The 16,898-nt window shown below is 37.6% G+C and carries 17 protein-coding genes; 6 read left to right on the top strand and 11 right to left on the bottom strand.

What is annotated here, in order from left to right; genetic code table 11:
• The first annotated feature begins 31 nt into the window (after positions 1–31).
• Entirely contained in the window at positions 32–478 is a 447-nt protein-coding gene (locus PSF86_RS06045) for a transcription elongation factor (RefSeq protein ID WP_277899159.1), read from the top strand.
• Here the strand turns inward: PSF86_RS06045 and PSF86_RS06040 are convergent.
• Complete coding sequence (locus PSF86_RS06040) at positions 475–1,155, bottom strand: DUF2461 domain-containing protein (RefSeq protein WP_277899158.1); 681 nt, start codon at positions 1,153–1,155, stop codon at positions 475–477. The two genes, PSF86_RS06045 and PSF86_RS06040, sit on opposite strands and share 4 nt — an antisense overlap.
• A 95-nt stretch (positions 1,156–1,250) precedes the next feature.
• Between PSF86_RS06040 and epsC the strand changes: the two genes are divergently transcribed.
• Genes epsC through PSF86_RS06020 form a run of 4 tightly spaced genes read left to right on the top strand, consistent with a single transcriptional unit; the run spans position 1,251 to position 4,594 of the window.
• On the top strand, positions 1,251–2,039 hold the full coding sequence (gene epsC, locus PSF86_RS06035) for a serine O-acetyltransferase EpsC (protein ID WP_277899157.1): 789 nt from the start codon (positions 1,251–1,253) through the stop codon (positions 2,037–2,039).
• Positions 2,032–2,919, top strand: a complete 888-nt coding sequence (gene cysM / locus PSF86_RS06030; protein ID WP_277899156.1) for a cysteine synthase CysM — start codon at positions 2,032–2,034, stop codon at positions 2,917–2,919. Before epsC ends, cysM begins: the two co-directional genes overlap by 8 nt.
• A 9-nt stretch (positions 2,920–2,928) precedes the next feature.
• Positions 2,929–3,756 carry a sulfurtransferase gene (locus PSF86_RS06025; protein ID WP_277899155.1) on the top strand — a complete coding sequence of 276 codons (828 nt, stop codon included), beginning with the start codon at positions 2,929–2,931 and terminating at the stop codon, positions 3,754–3,756.
• 4 nt (positions 3,757–3,760) lie between these two features.
• Positions 3,761–4,594 (top strand): sulfite exporter TauE/SafE family protein, encoded by an 834-nt coding sequence (locus PSF86_RS06020; protein WP_277899154.1) that lies wholly within the window; start codon positions 3,761–3,763, stop codon positions 4,592–4,594.
• A 360-nt stretch (positions 4,595–4,954) separates the two neighbouring features.
• Here PSF86_RS06020 and PSF86_RS06015 read toward each other — a convergent pair whose 3' ends face one another.
• The 10 genes from PSF86_RS06015 to hisG all read right to left on the bottom strand — a co-directional run bounded on the left by PSF86_RS06015 (position 4,955) and on the right by hisG (position 15,667).
• A complete protein-coding gene (locus PSF86_RS06015) occupies positions 4,955–6,475 on the bottom strand; it encodes a sulfatase family protein (protein ID WP_277899153.1) in 1,521 nt (506 codons plus the stop codon).
• Positions 6,476–6,543: 68 nt separating this feature from the next.
• Positions 6,544–7,635, bottom strand: coding sequence for a magnesium/cobalt transporter CorA (gene corA, locus PSF86_RS06010; protein WP_277899152.1), 1,092 nt, complete (start codon positions 7,633–7,635; stop codon positions 6,544–6,546).
• Between the two features lie 44 nt (positions 7,636–7,679).
• Positions 7,680–8,282: a bifunctional phosphoribosyl-AMP cyclohydrolase/phosphoribosyl-ATP diphosphatase HisIE gene (gene hisIE, locus PSF86_RS06005; RefSeq protein ID WP_277899151.1), complete on the bottom strand. Its 603-nt coding sequence runs from the start codon at positions 8,280–8,282 to the stop codon at positions 7,680–7,682.
• A gap of 212 nt (positions 8,283–8,494) precedes the next feature.
• Positions 8,495–9,250: an imidazole glycerol phosphate synthase subunit HisF gene (gene hisF / locus PSF86_RS06000; RefSeq protein ID WP_277899150.1), complete on the bottom strand. Its 756-nt coding sequence runs from the start codon at positions 9,248–9,250 to the stop codon at positions 8,495–8,497.
• Between the two features lie 264 nt (positions 9,251–9,514).
• On the bottom strand, positions 9,515–10,240 hold the full coding sequence (gene hisA, locus PSF86_RS05995; RefSeq protein ID WP_277899149.1) for a 1-(5-phosphoribosyl)-5-[(5-phosphoribosylamino)methylideneamino]imidazole-4-carboxamide isomerase: 726 nt from the start codon (positions 10,238–10,240) through the stop codon (positions 9,515–9,517).
• 194 nt (positions 10,241–10,434) lie between these two features.
• Positions 10,435–11,028 carry an imidazole glycerol phosphate synthase subunit HisH gene (hisH, locus tag PSF86_RS05990; protein WP_277899148.1) on the bottom strand — a complete coding sequence of 198 codons (594 nt, stop codon included), beginning with the start codon at positions 11,026–11,028 and terminating at the stop codon, positions 10,435–10,437.
• A gap of 129 nt (positions 11,029–11,157) precedes the next feature.
• Positions 11,158–12,294 (bottom strand): bifunctional histidinol-phosphatase/imidazoleglycerol-phosphate dehydratase HisB, encoded by a 1,137-nt coding sequence (hisB, locus tag PSF86_RS05985; protein ID WP_277899147.1) that lies wholly within the window; start codon positions 12,292–12,294, stop codon positions 11,158–11,160.
• A complete protein-coding gene (hisC, locus tag PSF86_RS05980; protein WP_277899146.1) occupies positions 12,295–13,341 on the bottom strand; it encodes a histidinol-phosphate transaminase in 1,047 nt (348 codons plus the stop codon).
• 85 nt (positions 13,342–13,426) lie between these two features.
• Positions 13,427–14,710, bottom strand: a complete 1,284-nt coding sequence (gene hisD / locus PSF86_RS05975; protein ID WP_277899145.1) for a histidinol dehydrogenase — start codon at positions 14,708–14,710, stop codon at positions 13,427–13,429.
• Between the two features lie 93 nt (positions 14,711–14,803).
• Positions 14,804–15,667 carry an ATP phosphoribosyltransferase gene (gene hisG / locus PSF86_RS05970; protein WP_277899604.1) on the bottom strand — a complete coding sequence of 288 codons (864 nt, stop codon included), beginning with the start codon at positions 15,665–15,667 and terminating at the stop codon, positions 14,804–14,806.
• Positions 15,668–16,133: 466 nt separating this feature from the next.
• Here hisG and PSF86_RS05965 point away from each other — a divergent pair, with 466 nt between their 5' ends.
• Positions 16,134–16,889, top strand: coding sequence for a hypothetical protein (locus PSF86_RS05965; protein WP_277899144.1), 756 nt, complete (start codon positions 16,134–16,136; stop codon positions 16,887–16,889).
• Positions 16,890–16,898 lie beyond the last annotated feature (9 nt).

Below are 16,898 nucleotides of genomic sequence, written 5' to 3'. Positions count from 1 at the left end.
TTTACATAACTGCTCATTTTAAATTTAGATAATGAACAAGGAACAGCTTTACCATAAATGTATCGACATTTTAAACGAAAGGATTGAACGTTACAGAGCCGAAATCAACATTATAAAGGAATCTGCAGAAAACGAGGACAAAACCAAGGGAGATGAAGGCGAAGGCAGCAGCGGCAATGGCTACGGAAGTAATTTTACCAAGATACTGGAATATCTTGAAGAGGCCAACAGCCTTAAGGCTAAACTCAAACAGGTCGATATTTTTCAAACCAACGACACCGTGAAGCAAGGGAGTCTTGTAGCATGCAGTAATGGAAATTTTTTCTTGTCTATCCCGCTGGGCAAAATAATTTTGGATGGCCAAACATTTTTTGCCATTTCCAAAGAGGCTCCTGTTGGTCAGTTGCTTATTGGTAAAAAAATTGGAGATAGCATTAGCTTTAATAACAATACCTATGTAGTTGAAAAAATATATTAATCAATTAAAGAAACCCCGTTTAGGTCGGTTGTCAACACGTCGCTCATGTAATCAAAAAACGGGCGGATTGCTTTAAACGATTCGTCTACAGTATCGATAAACCCAGAAGATGTAGCTTCTTTGTCGGTAAATTTCTTGGTAACCACATATTGCTTTTTTCTTATAAGGTCGATGGCTGTATGTTCCCGGTCGAAACCTTTTGGCGCCGTTTTAAGTTCTTCGCCTTTAAGCTGACCAAAAGTATCCCTAAATTTTTTTTCACTAAGAATTTCCCTTATTTCATCATCATCCAGTTCAAATTCTTTTCTTATCCGCAATAAATCTTCCTTTTCGGGAGCCCAAAAGCCACAGGCCAGAAAAGTATTTCCGGGCTCAATATGCAAATAATACCCGCCCCGTAACCTAGGTTTCGTCCGCTTAAAACTCCCCGAAAAATGTTCTTTATAAGGTTGTTTATTAGCAGAAAAACGAACATCCCTATAAATTCTAAACATTTTCATGTCTTCGATATCGTCATGAAGGCGTAGCTTTTCCATTAAAGCCTGATAAAATGCCTTAACTTCTTGTTGCTCTTTTTTAAATGTTTCTTTATGTTCATTAAACCAGTCTCTATTGTTATTGTCCTTCAGTTTGTTTAAAAAATTATAGACACTTGGCGAAATGTGAGTTATGCTCATACGACTGATTAGTTTTGTTATAGTTTTATAAAGTTATACAAATTGCATGGGCTATAGCATTTATTATTATTAATTTTGAATTAAAAGAGATTGTTATGCAAAAATCGATAGCCGATAGCATTAAAAAACACAAACAACAGCCTAATTTAAAGTTCCGTTTAAAAGAAACTGCCGAAAAATTTACGGACACTTTGTTTTATACTTTATTTGATGCCGAAACTCCAGTTGATGAAAACATGGAAAAACTAGCCGCCACTTTTGAAGACTTGGTAGATTTGGCATGCTGGAACGTAAAAAAGCCATGCTCGAAGGTTTGGGAAAATTATCTGGCAAAGCTTCCACAAATACTGGAATTGCTCAATCTCGACGCAAAAGCATTTGTAGAAGACGATCCGGCAGCACTTTCCAAAGAAGAAGTATACTTGTGCTATCCGGGGTTTTATGCCATTGCCATTTATAGGTTAGCTCATGAGCTGTACGAAACAGGTTTTCCGTTGGTACCGCGTTTAATGACCGAATATGCGCACCGGCTTACGGGTGTGGACATAAATCCGGGCGCTAAAATTGGCAAGTCGTTTTTTATAGACCATGCCACCGGAATTGTTATTGGGGAGACCGCTGTTATAAAAAATCATGTCCGCATATATCAAGGAGTTACTTTGGGCGCCCTGTATGTTGCCAAAAACTTAAAAAACGTAAAGAGGCACCCTACCATAGAAAATAATGTTACCATTTATGCAAATGCAACCATTTTAGGAGGAGATACCGTAATTGGTGAAAACAGCGTAATTGGCGGAAATGTTTGGCTAACAAAGTCCATTCCCGCAAATTCGGTCGTTTCCCATACCCCCGATATTAAAATAAAGACCGTTACCAATGAATAGCTCTTCAATACTTGACCAAATAGGAAATACGCCTTTGGTAGAAGCCAAAGTTTTAATAAATAAGCCGTATGTAAAATTGCTTTTCAAGATGGAAGGTAACAACCCCGGTGGAAGTGTAAAGGACCGTCCCGCTTACAATATGATTAAAAGCGCATTGGAAAGGGGCGAAATTACAGAAAACACCAAAATTATTGAAGCTACCAGTGGAAATACCGGAATAGCACTGGCTATGATTGCCAGCCTTTTCCATTTGGACCTGGAACTCGTTATGCCGGAAAATTCTACCAAAGAGCGGGTACAGACCATGCGGGCATATGGTGCCAAGGTAACCTTAACCTCTGCCGATGTTGGCATTGAAGGCTCCCGTGATTATGCCGAAGCTAAAGTGAGAGACGAAGGCTATGTAATGCTCAACCAATTTGGAAACGACGATAACTGGAAAGCACATTACAAAACCACCGGTCCCGAAATATGGAGAGATACCGATGGCAAAATCACTCATTTTGTTTCTTCCATGGGAACCACGGGAACCATTATGGGTACTTCTACTTTTTTAAAGGAGAAAAACCATCAAATAGAAATTGTTGGGGTTCAACCCACGGATGAATCTAAAATTCCGGGCATACGCAAATGGCCGCAGGAATACCTGCCAAAAATATTCAATCCTAAAAAAGTAGACCAGGTTATTGAAGTAAGTGAAGCCGAGGCACGCAACATGGCCAAAGAGCTTGCCAAAAAAGAAGGTATTTTTGCAGGAATGAGCAGTGGCGGGGCCGTAGCCGCTGCATTAAAATTAATTAAAACCATGGATAAAGGGGTTGTTGTGGTTATTATTTGCGACCGCGGCGATCGTTATTTATCTTCAGATTTATTTGATTGATACGCTAAAATGGAAACACCAATTGTTTCGGTAGAATGGCTTCACTTAAATATAAACGACCCGGATTTAATAATCCTGGATGCCAGTTTGCCTTCAAAAGTAAATGACGAAATAGACAATTTAGGCCAAATCCAGATTAAAAATGCCCGCTATTTTAATTTGAAAGAAAATTTTAGTGACCAAACATCGGTATTTCCAAGCACCTTTCCAGATAAAAAGCAATTTGAAACCGAAAGTAGAAAACTTGGCATTAACAATAAAAGTAAAATAATTATTTACGACAATATGGGCATCTATTCCAGCCCAAGAGCGTGGTGGATGTATAAAGTTATGGGGCACCATAATGTAGCTGTTTTAAATGGAGGGTTGCCAGAATGGATTGCCAAAGGATATAAAACGGTACCGATACAAAAACCTGATACTGAAAAAGGAAACTTTACAGCTTCAATAGATCGCAGCCAAATAAAAAATTATCCATACATTAAAAAAAATATTGAATTGAAACAATCGCTTCTTATTGATGCTCGATCTTCTGAAAGGTACAATGGAATAGCCCCCGACCCGAGAAAAGGGTTAAAAAGCGGACACATTCCAAATTCCATCAATATTCCCTATACAAGTGTTTTAAAAAACGGAAAAATTCGTAATCAAAGAGAATTAATACCTATTTTTGAAAAAATAAAACACGAAAACCCTAAAGCGTTGACCTTTACTTGCGGTTCGGGAATTACTGCCTGTATTGTTTTATTGGCTTCCGAATTGGTTGTAAATACTAAAAAATCAGTATACGATGGGTCATGGACCGAATGGGCAACACTGGAAGGGTTGGTAAACTAATTATATGGAAACCGAAATCATTATTACCATCATTTTAATTCTTATCAGCTTCACCATAAGTATGTTTGGTTCTGTAGTAGGATTTGGCGGCGGTATATTTATGGTGCCCATTTTAATTGCGGTTTTTCATTTTCCCCTTACAACGGCTGTTGGTTCGGTTATGATATCGCTTCTGCCATCGTCACTTATTTCTACTTTTTTAAATCGAAAGGAAGGTTTTGTTGACTTTAAAATGGGAGTTTTGCTTGAAGTGCCAACAATTTTAGGTGTTTTTATTGGCGTCTTGCTCCTTTCGTATATTACTGCGGTGCATTTAGAGGTACTGTTTGCCGTTATGGTTTTATTTTTAGGGATATCTTTCTTCCTCAAAAAAGAAAAGAACAAAAAAGGCCAAGGTTTTTTCTATATGCTCAATAAGCTAAAACCGCGTTACATCATTAAAAATCATTTAAATCATGCCGCATACCGGTTTAGTGTTTGGATGGTATTGTTTTTTGGACTGATGGCCGGAACACTTGCCGGGCTTTTTGGCATTGGTGGCGGTTTTTTAAAAACGCCCATCATGCTTAGGGTTTTTAAAATGCCCGCAAAAATTGCGACCGCTACCGCCCTTTTCATGATTGTAATTACGAGCACCACGGGAAGTATTAGCCATTTTATGCTAGGCCATGTTCAGTTTAGCGAAGCATGGCCAATAATGCTTGGTTTTGCTTTGGGTGCCTTGGGCGGACAAAAACTCAACTTGAAAATAAAAAATGCGACCCTCGAAAAATTAATCGGAATGGGCTTGGTGCTGGCCGCCTTGGTAATGATGTCCAATTTTATAATCAATAGATAACGATTGTATCGCCTCTAAACAAACATTTTTAAGTTGAGAGTTGAGAGTCCAGAGGTTCAAAGTTGCAAAGGTCCAGAGTAGCTTCAAGTATCTAACAATTAACTATTCCCCAATCCCTTTTCACTTATCACTTTTTAAAGTTTCAAACTTTAAGTTTCAAGTTTGAGGTTGTTATGCTGTTATGTTGCTATGATACTATATTGTTGAGAGTTCAGAGTTCAGAGGTTCAATGTTGCAAAGATTCAAAGTTGCAAAGGTCCAGAATAGATTTAAGCATCCTAACAATTAACCATTAACAAATAACTTTTTCACTCATTAACAAACAACAGTCAACTATAAACATACTCAATCTCTATCTGCTTATTCCGCTAGGCTATTTTGATATTCCTTCTTTAGTTCTTCTAATTTATCAGGATATTTTTCTGACAAGTTATTTTGTTCCCCAATATCTTCTTTTAAATTATACAATTGATATTTGTCTGAAGCTCCCGACTCGATATTGACATTTTTAAAAAGTTTAGGTCCTTTTGACGGTGGAATCATTGCCCAATCCCCTTTTCTAAAAAATGTCCCCAAAGACCCCTGAAGCGTCAACTGCTCCCTTCCGTGTGTGCTTTCTCCCATTAAAACAGGCAACAATGCTTCACTATCTTTCGCTTTTTCGTTACTTTTTACCAATTGTGCCAAAGAAGAAAACAAATCTGTTTGACAAAACAAGGCATTGGATACGCCCGGTTTAATTTTCCCTTTCCAATAGGTAAAAAAAGGAACCCGTGTTCCAGCTTCGTACATACTATATTTTCCGCCTCGAAAATCGCCCCACGGTTTATGGTTGCCTACTTTTTCTACAGCATCATCATAATAACCATCGTTTAAAACTGGTCCGTTATCACTCGTAAGTACTATCAATGTATTTTCCAACACTCCTTCTTCTTTCAACGTTTTAATAAATTCGCCTATGCACCAATCGGCTTCCTTAATTACATCTCCCCTTGGCCCCATTCCAGAAGTGCCCACAAATTTTGGGTTTGGTGTTCGTGGCACATGCGGTTGTTGCAGGGCATAATACAAGAAAAAGGGTTTCTTTTTATTAGTTTTTACATAATTTTGAGCTTCTTTTAAAAAAACATTGGCCATTTCTTCATCGTTCCACTTAGCGGTATCGCCTCCCTTCATAAAGCCAATTCTTGGAATTCCGTTTACAATGCTATTATTATGTCCGTGTTCCCACTTCATTTTAAGCATTTCAGGATTGCTGAGCGCTGTAGGTTCTCCCTCAAAATTTTCTTTATAATTCACCTCAATAGGATCGTTTTTATCCAACCCGACCACATAGCCGTTTTTAATATACACGGTAGGTACCCTGTCTTGGGTGGCCGCTAAAATGTACGAATAGTCAAAACCTACTTCATTCGGCCCGGGCTGTATTTGTGCATTCCAATTAATGTCTCCGCTACCAAGCCCTAAATGCCATTTTCCTACAATGCCTGTTGTATACCCCGAATTTTGTAACATTTTTGGCAATGTAACACGACTGGTATCTATTAACAACGGCGCGTTTCCCGGTAAAATTTTTGCTTTTTCCTTTCTCCAAGGGTAAATTCCCGTTAGCAGGGAATACCTGCTCGGGGTGCATGTGGCAGAAGCGGCATAGGCATTGGTAAACCGTACCCCGTTTAGTGCCAACGAGTCCATATTGGGGGTTTGTATGGTTTTGGAACCGTTAAAACTTACATCTCCATAACCAAGGTCGTCAAAATTAATGATTACAATATTGGGAACCGTATTGGTTTTTTGTTTTTCTGCTGAAGTGGAAGATTTTTCATTTTTACAACTTATAAATCCTATCAAGATTACTAACGCACATACAATTTTTCTCATTTGATTTTTATTCTCAGGTTGGTTGATATTCTATTTTGCAGTTCAAGAGCTAAATTCATTTAAAAAATTTATAGCCATTTTTTTCTTTTAAAATAAATAAGCATAATAATTATAATTAAAAACATAATCCCCAAAACAATAAAATAGGCATTTCTATGATGCAGCTCGGGCATATATTCAAAATTCATCCCATAAATTCCCGCAATAAACGTTAGTGGAATAAAAATACTGGCCATTATGGTAAGTACCTTCATTACTTCGTTCATTTTATTGCTTACGTTGCTCATGTACATTTCCATAAGGCTCATGCTCATTTCCCGGAGCATTTCTATGGTTTCATGAATTTGAATGCTATGGTCGAGTACATCGCCTAAAAAGAGTTTGGTGTCTTCTTTAATCAACCGGTGTTCGGTTTTTACCAACCTACTTGCGATTTCCTTGACTGGAAATATGTTTTTCCGTATCCCCAAAACTTCCTTTCTTATTTGCTGAATGCTATTGGCCACATCCTGTTCGGGGCTGTTGTATACTTTTTCTTCCAGTAATTCTATTTTATCTGTTAAATGCTCCAACACAATAAAATATTGATCGATAATAGAATCTATTAGCGCAAAAAACAGATAATCGGCTCCCCTATTGCGGATCCTCCCAAATTTATTGGCCAATCGCTCTCTTACGCCATCAAAAACATCGGCTTCTATTTCTTGGAACAATAACACGGCATGTTCGCAAAGAATAAGAGCCATATGTTCCACTACTAACTGCCCCTCTTTGTCGAGGTACAGCATTTTAAGAACACAAAATATATAATCTTCATATTCATCAATCTTAGGCCGCTGGTTGGTATTTACCAAGTCTTCCAGTACCAACGGATTGATATTGTAATATTTGCCGAGCTTTTCTATATCTTCAACATTGCTGAGCCCCTGTACATTTATCCATGAAATGGCTTCGGTATCCCTAAACTTGAATGTTTCTTCAACATTTTCCAAAACTTTGGTCTCGTAAAAATCCCCTGAATAATCGGTAACCGAAATTTTATTCTCTCCATCTTCACGTAAACCCAAATATGTAACGGTTCCTGGGGCTTTTCCAACTTTCTGTTGAGTTTTAAATGGCTTTTTGATAACCCTTTTAAGATTGATTTTTTTATTTTTCATACAAGCGGTTTTATATCTCGGTGTCCTTAAAAATATAAAAAATCCTAATGCCTGCTTTCCAAAACCTTAACAATATCTTTCAATGTATATCCTTTTGCCTGTAATAAAATAAGGTAATGAAACAATAAATCGGCGCTTTCATTTAAAAACAGTTCTGCATTATCATCTTTGGCTTCAATTACGGTTTCCACGGCTTCTTCGCCTACTTTTTGTGCTATTTTGTTAATTCCTTTTCTAAAAAGCGACGCCACATAACTTTTTTCGTCTTCCCGATTTTCTTTTCTGTTGGAAATTATATTTTCCAACGTTGAAAGAAAACCAAAATCGGCTTGGTTCTTTTCTGCCCAACAAGTATCTGTTCCTTTATGGCAAACAGGGCCAACGGGTTGTACATAGATTAAAAGCGTATCGTTATCGCAATCTATTTTTAGATCCTTTAAATTTAAAAAATTACCACTCTCCTCGCCTTTTGTCCATAAACGTTGTTTGGTGCGGCTGTAAAATGTTACTTTTTGAGTTTCCACCGTTTTTTTATAGGCTTCTTCGTTCATATACCCAAGCATCAATACCTTTTTGGTGTTTTGATCTTGAATAATGGCCGGAACCAACCCGTCTTTGTTTTTGTTAAAATCTATGTTTGTTTTCATATTTTTCGTTGTTACGCTGTTATGTTGCTATGCTGTTATGATGTTACGTTGCTATGTTGTTGAGAGTTGAGAGTTAAGGGTCCAAAGATTCAAGGTTCAAGGTTTCTGGTTTCTGGTTTCTGGTTTCAAAATATTGTTAACAACAATTAACCATTAACAAATAACTAATCCCTTTTCTCAATCACTATCTAACATTTAATCAACCAAAAGCATTATAACCGAACTGGGATTCCATTTTTCTTTAGTTCTTCTTTTAAATCGTTTATTTCTATTTCCTTAAAATGAAAAACACTTGCCGCCAAGGCCGCGTCAGCTTTTCCTTTTAAAAATGCATCAGTGAAATGCTGTGTGTTCCCCGCTCCGCCAGAAGCAATAATCGGGATGTTTAATTCGGTGGAAAGTTTTGCAAGGGCTTCATTTGCAAAACCGTCTTTTGTTCCGTCGTTGTCCATGGACGTAAATAATATTTCCCCGGCTCCGCGCAATTCCACTTCTTTTGCCCATTCAAACAAGTCTATATCTGTTGGTACCTTGCCTCCTACCAAATGTACTTTCCATTTCCCGTTGACCTGTTTGGCATCAATGGCCACCACGATACACTGACTTCCAAATTTTGCGGATAAACTGTTTATTAATTGCGGATTTTTAACCACCGATGAATTTACCGAAACTTTATCGGCACCACATTTAAGCAGGGTGTCCACGTCTTCTATAGACGATATGCCACCGCCTACCGTAAAGGGAATGTTCACGTTTTTTGCCACGCGAAGCACCAAATCGGCCAAGGTTTTTCTTCGTTCTTCGGTAGCCGAAATATCTAAAAAAACAAGTTCGTCGGCCCCATTTTCGGCATATAGCTTTGCCAATTCCACAGGGTTGCCCGCATCACGAAGGGCTACAAAATTTACGCCCTTTACAGTACGACCATTTTTAATATCCAGGCAAGGTATAATTCTTTTTGTAAGCATTTTTTTTTGTTGTTACATTGTTACGCTGCTATGTTGTTATGATGTTACGTAGCTATGTTGTTGAGAGTTGAGGGTCCAGAGGTTCAAAGATTCCAGGTTTCAGGTATCGCTAACAACAATTAACCATTAACAAATAACCATTCCCTTTTCACTTCTCCCTTTTCACTAATAATCATTAACTATTCAAGGTTTCTGGTTTCAAAATATCGTTAACAACAATTAACCATTAACAAATAACTATTCCCCAATCCCTTTTCCCTAACCTTAACTATCTAAAATATAATTTTCTAATTGTTTTAGGCTTATTCTTCCTTCATAAATGGCTTTTCCAATAATTGTCCCTTCACAACCGATTTCTGCCAATTTGGGCAATTCGTCAAAAGTTGAAATCCCTCCGGAAGCTATTAATTTTATGCCTTCAGAAGTATTTATTATTTTTTTATAAAGCTCAAACGATGGGCCTTGCAGCATACCATCCTTGCTGATATCGGTGCAAATTACATATTCAATTCCCTTTTGAAGGTATTTTTGAATAAATGGAAGCAGTTCTTCTTTTGATGCCTCTTGCCAACCGGAAACGGCTATTTTTTCATTGTCGGCATCTGCGCCCAAAATAATTTTTTCGTTCCCGAATTTTTCAATCCAACGCTCAAAAATTTCTGGATCCTTCACGGCAATGCTCCCTCCGGTAATCTGACTGGCACCACTTTCAAAAGCTATGCGCAAATCTTCATCCGATTTGAGTCCGCCGCCAAAATCTATCTTCAAACCTGTCTTAGAAGCAATGCTCTCCAAAACCTTATAATTTACAATATGCTTGCTTTTGGCGCCATCCAAGTCTACCAAATGCAAATGCCGGATGCCGTGTGCCTCAAATTCCTTGGCTACTTCCAGCGGATGTTCGTTGTATACTTTTTTGGTGCTGTAATCTCCTTTGGAAAGTCGCACACATTTACCTTCAATAATATCTATTGCGGGGATGATTCTCATTTTATTTATGTTAAATATTAGATATTCAAAGTTAAAAGTCTATCTTTTTGGTTCTTTTTTTGTGTTTCAATGAATATTATCAATAATTCTGTACTCCCTTGATTTTGGTATCTTAAAGCAGAAATTTCCATCAAAAGGGTAAATTGTTAAGTTCTATCTAACAATTGATTTTATATAAATTCTACTTTTCCCATTTAACTTTTAACATCTAACTTTAAAAAGTTTTCCAAAATACGTTGCCCGGCTTTGCTACTCTTTTCCGGGTGAAATTGTACCCCATAAAAATTGTCTTTTTGCAAGGCTGATGAATAATCGAGTCCATAATTGGACAAAGCTGCGGTTTCGTTGCATAAAGGCGCATAAAAACTATGCACCAAATACATGTATTCGTTTTCCGCGATGTCTTGAAAAAGTCGGGATTTTAAATCGGTTATTTGATTCCACCCAATTTGAGGTACCTTTACTTGATTGCTGAATTTTACCACGTCTACATCAAAAATCCCCAATCCTTTTGTGTTTCCTTCTTCTGATGATTTACACATAAGTTGCATACCCAAGCATATCCCCAATACCGGTTGTTTTAATGTTGGAATGATGCTGTCTAATTTTGTGCTTTTTAATTTTTGCATGGCACTGCTGGCTTCCCCAACACCCGGAAAAATTACCCTGTCTGCTCTTAAAATTGTTTCGGCTTCATCAGACAAAACAGCCGTTATTCCAATTCGTTCAAATGCGAATTTAATACTCTGTATGTTACCTGCTCCGTAATCTATTATAGTTATGTTCATTGTTTAAAAGTTTGAAGTTAAAAGAGCAAACAAAAGAATTTTAACCGTAAAATTCATCAATTTTAGCTATACGATTATTTTCTAATTTATTTATTAATACATTTATTACCATTGAATTATGTAAATTACCTAAAGTATTCCTTTAGTTGATGGCAAAATCATTTTTTCGGTATCCCTTTTTACGGCAGCTTTAATTGCTTTTGCAAAAGCCTTAAAAATCGCCTCTATTTTATGATGCTCATTTTCACCTTCCACCTTTACGTTCAGGTTTGCTTTTGCCCCATCGGTAAACGACTTAAAAAAGTGAAAAAACATTTCGGTAGGCATTTTCCCAATTAGCTCCCTTTTAAAGCTTGCGTCCCAAACCAGCCAATTTCTTCCCCCAAAATCTATTGCCACTTGCGCCAGGCAATCGTCCATTGGCAAACAAAAACCATAACGTTCGATCCCGAGTTTATCGCCAAGTGCCATGCTAAAAACTTCGCCCAGGGCAATGGCCGTATCTTCAATGGTATGATGCTCGTCTACTTCCAGATCGCCTTTTACGCTTATGGTCAAGTCCATTTGCCCGTGACGGGAAATTTGGTCCAACATATGGTCGAAAAAAGCAATTCCGGTATCAATTTCACTTTTTCCGGTCCCATCGAGATTTAATTTGATGTAAATATCGGTTTCGTTGGTCTTTCGGGATATTTCGGCCACCCTATTTTCCAGCTTTAAAAAGCTATAAATTGCTTTCCAGCAATCTGTTTCCAAAGCAATGTAACTATCTAATTCATCTCGTTTTACTGAAATCTCCTCTGCTCCAAGATAACTTTGATTGTTAATGAAGATGCCCTTTGCGCCCAAATTTTTAGCAAGCTCAATATCAGTAAGCCTATCGCCTATTACAAAGGAATTTTGCAAATCGTATTCACTTGAAAAATACTTGGTTAACAACCCCGTATTTGGTTTTCTTGTGGGTGCATTGTCTTTGGCAAAGGTTCTGTCGATAACAACATCTTTGAAGACAACTTCTTCATTTTCAAAAGTTTTCATGATAAAATTATGCACAGGCCAAAAAGTATCTTCGGGAAAGGCATTCGTTCCCAAACCGTCTTGATTGGTAACCATAACCAGTTCGTAATCGAGTTCCGCGGCAATTTTAGGCATGTATGCCAATGCTTTTGGGTAAAAGTCCAATTTATCAAAAGCATCTATTTGTTCATCGGCGGGCTCTTTTATTAAAGTCCCGTCCCTATCTATAAAAAGTACTTTCTTTTTCATTTATAATTCTTTTAAAACTTTAATTAGCTGTTTGTTTTCGGCGGGCGTTCCAATGGTGAAACGCAATGTATTTTTACATAAAGGTTGTGTGCTCCTGTTTCGCACCACAACACCTTTTTTTAATAATTGACGGTACCGCAAATTGGCATCGTCTACTTTTACAAGCACAAAATTGGCATCGGACGAATATATTTTTTCAACAAAATACACTTTATCTAAAACTTTAGATAAACTATCCTTTTCCTCTAAAATTGAGATTATTTCATTTTTTACTGATGTAATATCTAAAACTCTTGAAAGTGCCTTTTGCTGTGTTAACTGATTTACATTGTACGGTGGTTTTATTTTATTGAGTACATGTATGATTTCTTCAGAAGCAAAACAAATTCCCAGACGGATACCCGCCATTCCGTATGCTTTTGACAAGGTTTGCGTAACGATTAAATTAGGATAATCCGGCAAACGGCTTAACCAACTTTCTTTGTTTGAAAAATCGATATACGCTTCATCTATAACTACAATCCCCGGGAAATTTTGCAACAGCTCTTCTATTTTCTCAGCATTAAAAGCATTCCCCGTTGGGTTGTTGGGCGAACACAAAAATAGGAGCTTGCTGTTTTTATCGGCAACGCTTATAATTTTCTTTACATCGGGCTCAAAACTTTTGGTTAGAAGTACTTCCTTGTTTTCAATATCATTGGTTTCGGCCAATACTTTGTACATACCGTATGTTGGGGGAAGCGTAATGATATTGTCTTGCCTGGGTTCGCAAAAAGCCCTGAAAATAAGGTCTAAAACTTCGTCGCTTCCATTCCCAAGGAGAATCTGGTTGGATTTAACATTTTTTTGCCCAGCCAGTGCTTGTTTTAGGGAACGCTGCTGCGGATCGGGATAACGGTTCACGCCGTTGTTAAAAGGGTTTTCGTTGGCATCAAGAAAAACCATCTCCTTGTCGAAATCCTTAAACTCGTCCCTTGCAGAAGAATATGGCTTGAGTTTTTTAACGTTCTCCCGAACTAAAGTATTTATATTGAATGTTGTTGTCATTTGTTCGTTGTTTGTTGCTCGTTGTTGTTGCTTTTATGCTTCACTCAAATATTTGCGAAGCCCTATTTCTTCATCAAACTACAACTCACTTTAAATCTTTCAAGCGTATGGTTACTGCATTTTTATGTGCCTGCAAGCCTTCGGCTTCTGCCATAAGTTCTATGGCCGGCCCTATGTTTTTTATTCCGTCTTTTGTTATTTTTTGAAATGTCATGCTCTTCATAAAACTATCCAAATTTACACCGCTGTATTGTTTGGCATAGCCGTTTGTAGGAAGCGTATGATTGGTTCCCGACGCATAATCGCCGGCGCTTTCGGGCGTATAGTCGCCAATAAAAACCGATCCGGCATTTACTATCCCGTCTACATAAAAATTTTCATTGCTTACCGTGATTATAAAATGCTCGGGGCCATATTCATTAATCAATTCCAGTGCATCTTCCTTGGTATCGACATAAATAAGCCGGGAATTTTCTATTGCTTTTTCTGCAATTTCCCTGCGCGGTAAACCCTTAATTTGTTCCTCAATCTGGTCGGCCACGGAATCTATCATTTCCTTTGAAGTGGATACCATAACCACTTGGCTATCGATACCGTGCTCTGCCTGCGACAACAAATCGGACGCTACATATGAAGGATTTGCGGTTTCATCGGCCACCACCAATAACTCCGAAGGCCCCGCAGGCATGTCTATGGCTACATTGTAGCGTGTTGCCAATTGTTTGGCCACGGTAACAAATTGGTTCCCCGGGCCAAATATTTTATAAACTTTTGGCACAGTTTCGGTACCGAAAGTCATCGCGGCTATAGCTTGTATCCCCCCTATTTTATAAATTTTATCCACCCCGCACAGAGAAGCTGTGTAAAGAATGGCCGGGTTTACCTTCCCTTCCTTGTTTGGCGGCGTACACAATACTACCTCTTTGCAACCGGCCAATTGTGCAGGAATGGCCAACATTAAAATCGTGGAAAATAAAGGTGCCGTTCCGCCAGGGATGTAAAGGCCAATTTTTTCTATTGGGCGCTTTTCCTGCCAACAAGAAACCCCATTTACGGTATCTACCTTTATGCCGTTTGTTTTTTGGGCGGCATGAAAAGCTTCAATATTGTTTTTTGCGGTATTAATGGCTTCTTTAAGTTCTGAGGGGATTTGCTTTATGGCATCTTTAATTTCTGCATTAGAAACCTTGTTGTTCTTTAGGTCCACCCCGTCAAAAAGACTTGTATATTTTTTGATAGCTTCATCGCCTTTCTGGCTTACCTCGTTAAAAACCTCGCTCACGGTTGCCTCTATGTCTTCAATGGTCTGTGTAGGCCTTTTTAAAACCTCGTTCCATTGGCTTCTTGTTGGATTGTATATTTTGTTCATTTTGTTCGTTGTTCGTTGTTCGTTGTTCGTTGTTCGTTAATAAGATAAAAACCTTAATTCTTTAACTTAATTCCTTTTATCATTTTTAATAAATCACACCACCATTTTTTCAATAGGGCAAACCAAAATACCTTCTGCCCCAATGGCCTTGAGTTCGTCTATAATTTCCCAAAAACGGTCTTTGTTGATAACCGTATGTATGGAGCTCCAGCCTTCTTCTGCCAAAGGAAGCACTGTTGGGCTGCGCATTCCCGGTAAAAGCTCTATTATTTTGTCAATTTTATCATTTGGAGCATTTAAAAGCACATATTTAGAGTCGCGGGCCTTTAAAACAGATTGTATCCTAAACCTAAGTTTTTCTATGGATGTCCGCATTTCCGGACTTATTGTTGGGGAGGCTACCAAAACGGCTTCGCTCCTTAAAATGGTAATTGCTTCTTTTAAATTATTTTTAAACAACGTGCTCCCACTGGAAACAATATCAACAATGGCATCGGCCAAACCTATATTCGGGGCAATCTCCACCGAACCGTTAATTATATGAAGCTCGGCATTTATTTTTTCCCTTTGAAGGAATTCATTGACTGTATTTGGATACGAAGTGGCTATTTTTTTACCTTCCAAATCTTTTACCGATTTGAATTTAAAGTTTTTGGGCACTGCCAAAGACACCTTGCATTTAGAAAACCCCAATTTTTCAATTACTTCCAGGTCCCTGCCTTTTTCAATCAATAAGTTTTCCCCCACAATGGCCAAGTCTACCACGCCATCCCTTAAATATTGTGGGATGTCCCCGTTTCGCAAATACATAACTTCCAACGGGAAATTGCGTGCCGATGCCTTTAATTGATCTCTGCCATTATCAATGGATATCCCGCAATCTTTAAGAATCCGTAAGGAATCTTCGTTAAGCCTGCCCGATTTTTGAATAGCAATCCTTATTTTTTTTTCTTCCATTTCTATTTCGTCTTGTTGGTAATTATTTAATGTAAATAAAAAAACCCGTTTGATGTTACTCAAACGGGTTTTACATATGTTTTAAAATTGTACATAGCATTTTTACCTCGCTTGAGTGCAAGTATAAAAATGATGATGATGTACAGTGTTGAAATTCATTTTCTTTTAATCTTGTTACAAATTTAAGTCATTTAAAAAATGGTTTCCAAATAATATTTTACTTTTTTAGTTAAAATTGTAAAAATATATCGATTTTCCATGCAATAGTTATATTTAAAAAATATGGTACGTTTTTTTTCATATTCATGCATACACACAACCCCTTTAATAGCTCCATAAGGCATGTAAAACGTTATTGACATAACAAAATTACATAATAAAGGTTTGGTTCTTTTTATGCCATATAATTAAAAAATAATATCTTGTGCCACATTTAAACATTAAAAACAAATTTTACATTAATACAATGAGAACTTTATATGCTATTTTATTGGTAGTATTTGCTAGCACAACCGTTTTTGCACAAAGCAAGAAAGACTTAAAAGAAGAGGTCGCAAAATTGAACGATCAGCTTAAAGTTTTAAACCAAACCCAGGCCGACCTAAGTTTGGCACAAACAAAAGTTTCTAGCTTAGAAAACCAAGTAGATGAGCTTAAACACACAAACGAGCAATTGCTCAACAACATGAACAAGTTTTTGTCTACATCCACGCAACAATCCAACAGTATTGGTAAAACACTGGAGGCCCTAAACAAAAAAGAAGCACAATTAAAACAAGTAAGAGACGTCTACAGTGCCAACGACTCCATTGCTTTTTTGGTTCTTACTGACCTTAAAAAAACCTTAGGAGAAAATGCCCAGATTGGTGTTGAAAAAGGGTCTATTTTAATTAAAATGGACAATGGTTTTCTTTATGGAGACAAGGCAGATAATGCTAAAATAGAAGAACCGGCCAAAGAATTTGTAGGAAGAATTTCTGCAGTAATCAATAAATACGAATCCCTTATGGTTTCTGTTCAAAGCAGCGGAGGCGACTGGAATACCAATTCGTTAAGGGCGGCTTCGATCTCGGAATTATTGTTGGAAAGTTACAATGTAGCGCCTGCCAGACTTAAATCTACAATTACGGCGGGGGGAAGCAATGTTTCCTATGTTTTTCTTCATCCGGACTTTAATGCTTTCTACCTTGACATACGTGACGAATTAAAAAGCACAAACTAAAAACACATA

Origin of the sequence: Galbibacter pacificus (assembly GCF_029603165.1) — a bacterium.
GTDB lineage: Bacteria > Bacteroidota > Bacteroidia > Flavobacteriales > Flavobacteriaceae > Galbibacter > Galbibacter pacificus.
Note: the sequence above shows the minus strand (reverse complement) of the source record. Positions and strands in the feature narration are given on the sequence as shown.